Below are 4,023 nucleotides of genomic sequence, written 5' to 3'. Positions count from 1 at the left end.
GACACCCCGGGGGTGTTGTCCACGAAATTGGTGATCAGCCAGTTCAGGTTCTGTGCGGCCTGGCTCATCTGACTCAACTCAACGCTCCTGGTGGTTCGAGCCGCCGAAGAGATCGGTGCTGTTGTTCTGCTGTCCGTTTCCGGACCGGCCCTGCTGGGACATTTCCTGGGGATCGATCCGGAAGCTGCCGGTGGCACCCGGGTCACCGCCGGCACTGCGGCCCTGCTCGACGCCGCGGCGCAGGTTGGTGAGCCGGCCGCGCACCTCCTCCGGGTTGCGGGAGACCTGCGGGCCGTCCTGCGGAGTGGGCTTGGCGTTGCCGGGGACCAGGTTCTGCTTCGGGACCCGGCGCGGCAGACCGGAGGTGGTGGTGCCGCCGGCGGCCGGCTCGCGGAGCTGCTCCGCGCGCTGCCAGTCACCGTCGTTGGCCGACTCCCACGAGGTCGTGGGCGAGCTGGTCGGGCCGGTCGGGCCGTAGCCGCCGAGGCCGGACACCTGGTGGCCGCGCTGCTCGGACTCCGAACCGGTGTCCTTGGCGCCGGCGAACCAGTTCGGCTGCTCGCCGCCCTGCGCACCGCCCGCACCCGGACCGCCGAAGGCCGATCCGGCCGCGGCCGCGCCACCGGCCAGCTGCTGGCCCGGACGGCGCTGGGGCAGGCCCGAGCTCAGCGTCCCGGCCCCGCCGCCCGCGGCGGCCGGCGGGAGCGCCGCAGGCGGCTCCTCCTGGCCGTACGGGTGCCCGGCCGGCGCCTCGCCGGTCCGGTCGTCGTACGGCTGCTGGTAACCCTGGTCGTAGCCCTGGCCGTAGCCGTCCTGGGCGTACTGGCCCTGGCCGTACTGGTCCTGGCCGAACGGCTGCTGGTAGCCGCCGTCGGCGTACTGCTGGTCCTGGCCGTAGCCCTGGTAGCCGGCGTCCTGGCCCTGGTAGCGGTCGTCCGCGTACTCGGGGTACTCGCCGTAGCCGTCCTGGGCGTACTGCTCGGTGCCGAACTGGTCGCGGCCGTACGGGTCCTGCTGGTAGCCCTGCTGGGCGTAGCCGTCGCCGTACGGCGGCTCGACCAGCTCGGCCTCCAGCGGCTCGCCGTCGCCCTCGCCCGCGGGGGCCTCCAGGGCCGCCCGGCGCTGCTGCTCCAGCCGCTGCGAGCGCTGCATGGACTCCAGCGCGGGGCTGAAGCCGCCGTCGGCGCCGTGGCCGGTCAGGTGGTCGTCGAAGCCCAGCTCGGCGGCGCTGCGCGCCTGCCCGACCTGGTCCCAGCCCTGGGCGGACGGCTCCTGCTCGGCGAAGATCCGGGAGACCGTGAACTCCTCCTCGGGCTCCGGCTGCACGCTCAGCTGGGTCAGCGACTGCGGGAGCATCACCAGCGAGGTGGTGCCCGCGGACTCGCCGGACGGGCGGAGCTGGACCCGGATGTCGTGGCGCTGCGAGAGGCGGCCGACCACGAACAGGCCCATGCGGCGGGAGATGGTGGCGTCGACCGTGGGCGGCTCGGCCAGCTTCTCGTTGATCTCGGCGAAGTCCTCGGCGGTGAGGCCGATGCCCTTGTCGTGGATCTCGACCAGCACCCGGCCGTCCGGCAGGCGGGTGGCGTTGACCAGCACCCGGGTCTGCGGGCTGGAGAACGAGGTGGCGTTCTCCAGCAGCTCGGCGAGCAGGTGGACGAGGTCGGTCACGGCGGGGCCGACGACCTCGGCCTCGGGTATGCCGGCGAGCTCGATGCGCTCGTACTGCTCCACCTCGGAGGCGGCGGCGCGGAGCACGTCGACCAGCGGCACCGGGGTGTTCCAGCGGCGGCCGGGCTCCTCACCGGCGAGAACCAGCAGGTTCTCACCGTTGCGGCGCATACGGGTGGCGAGGTGGTCCAGCTTGAAGAGGTTCTCCAGCTGGTCCGGGTCGGCCTCGTTGTTCTCCAGGTCGGTGATCAGCGCCAGCTGGCGCTGGATCAGGCTCTGGCTGCGGCGCGACAGGTTGGAGAAGATCGCGTTCAGGTTGCCTCGGAGCAGCGCCTGCTCGGCGGCGAGCGAGACGGCCTGGGCGTGCACCTGGTCGAAGGCGCGGGCGACCTCGCCGATCTCGTCCTTGCCCCACAGCGGGATCGCGGCCACCGAGGTGTCCACCCGGTCCGGGTCGGTCTTGGAGAGCTTCTCGACCAGGTCCGGCAGGCGGTGGTTGGCGATCTCCAGCGCGGCGCTGTTCAGCACGCGCATGCCGAGGATCATCGAGCGGGCGATGAAGCCGGTGAGCAGACCGGCCAGCGCGAGCGCGGCGATCACGATCGCGGAGTTGAGGATCGCGTCGGTCTGGGCGCGCGACTTGATGTTCTCGGCGCCGGCGACGACCTGGTCGAGCAGCCGGTTCTCGGTGGCGCGCAGCGAGTTGAGGTGGCCGCTGGTGGCCTGCGACCAGTTCTCCAGGTTCAGGCCCTCGGCCTGGGCGGCCTCGAAGGTCTGCCGGGCCTGGTCCTTGCCCTTGGACTCGCCGGCGGCGGCCGCCGTCGAGTAGGCCATGCCGATGTTCAGCAGGCCCTGCACGGTCGGGATGGCCTGGCCACCGGGCATCCGGTGCGGGGTGCGCAGGTCGGCGGAGGCCTGGTTGACCAGCTCCTCCGAGTAGACCTTGGCGTCCTCGGTGGTGCTGCCGGTGGTGAACTCGCCGATGGCGGTCGCCTCGAGCTTGGCGGAGACCAGCAGGGTCTGGATCAGCTCGACGTTCTCGTACTTGGTGACGCTGCCGGTGCCGATGCCGACCAGCAGGTTGGTCATCAGCACGCGCTGGGTCGAGGCGGAGGCCTTGGCCAGCGACATGGCGTAGATCGCGCGGCCGCGGCTGGTCTCGGCGGAGCTGCCGAAGCCGACGGAGTTGTCGATGGCGAGCAGCGGCGCGAACATGATCGAGTACGCGCTCTGGGTGGCCGTGGCGAACAGCTCCGGCTTGTAGGCGTTGTCGCGCAGGTGCGGCAGCGACACCACCAGCTGCTGGAAGGCCTCGTTGCGGCGGGCCAGCGTCGAGTCGTCCTTCACCTTCGCGAAGGCGGCGTTGTACGCGGCCAGCGCCTGGTCGGTGCGGTCGCGGAACTTCTTCTTGTCACCGTTCGGGTCGTTGCCGGTGACGATCGGCAGCACCGTGAGGTCGCGCTCGTTCTCCAGGGCGTCCGCGAGCTGGGTCGCGGTGCGCGCCAGGTCTGCGGTCTTCAGGGCCTTGTCGGCCTTGACCCAGTCGTCGAACGAGGTGTTGACGCGAAGGCCGCCGAACACCAGGCCGATGATGACCGGGATCAGCAGGATCGCGACGAGTCGGGTGGGTACCCGCCAGTTCAGCGGGGACAGGAATTCGTAGCGTCCGCCGCGGGCGGCGCGCTCCTCGGGGCGCGGGCCCGGCGCCGTCGAACCGACCGGCCGTGACGTGCCGCCGCCGAGGGCCGCGGACGGGCCGGGGCCGGTCCGTTCCTCGGTGGGGGTGAACGCGGAGAACCCGTTGGGTGCCTGGCCGCTTCCGCCCGGCTCGTTCTGACGGGGCTCGGAGCGCTGCGGGGTGACTGGCTGCTTACGCCTCACTCGACAACAACCTCTCGACCGACTGGCGGCCATGGATCTATCCAGCGGCTTCCCCCGGTGGCCGCAGCCCGCTGTGGGTGGAACTGCCAACGATGACTACGGGGTAGCTGGAATTTCAGCACGTGCAGGGATTCGGGACAAACAGCTCTCCGTACCCGGTCAGGCACGAGCAAATGGGACATTTGGGTGCAGGAGACCGCAAAATACAAGGTCATCCGCGCATAACGGATCGGACTCGTCACCGTAGGTCACTAGTGATCTCCAAATGCCTACCGAACTGTTATGCACAACTGCACCGTGCCCGCCCCCGCCGGGACGGGCGGGGGGCGGGCACGTGCCGAACCTCACGTGGCAGGTCCGGCGGGGTCCTTCGATGGTGCCGGTCCTCAGCGGAGGCGGGCGAGGAGGGCGTGCTCGACGAGGGTGATGAGGGCGCTCTTGGCGCTGTCCCGGCGTCGGGCGTCGAGGGCG

1 protein-coding gene and 2 pseudogenes are annotated in these 4,023 nt (G+C 71.1%); all 3 read right to left on the bottom strand.

Translation table 11 applies throughout. The features are described from left to right. Positions 1-77 (bottom strand): annotated as a pseudogene (locus tag ABT014_RS34345) (roadblock/LC7 domain-containing protein); the annotation flags it as partial. A 1-nt stretch (position 78) separates the two neighbouring features. Further along, positions 79-3,552, bottom strand: coding sequence for a sensor histidine kinase (locus ABT014_RS34340; protein ID WP_350643763.1), 3,474 nt, complete (start codon positions 3,550-3,552; stop codon positions 79-81). A gap of 386 nt (positions 3,553-3,938) precedes the next feature. Further along, positions 3,939-4,023: pseudogene (locus ABT014_RS34335) on the bottom strand (ATP-binding protein); the annotation flags it as partial.

The sequence above is a fragment of the Kitasatospora sp. NPDC094015 genome, assembly GCF_040304075.1.
Lineage (GTDB): Bacteria > Actinomycetota > Actinomycetes > Streptomycetales > Streptomycetaceae > Kitasatospora.
The sequence above is the reverse complement of the archived record's forward strand: the minus strand, read 5'-3'. Positions and strand labels throughout refer to the sequence as shown.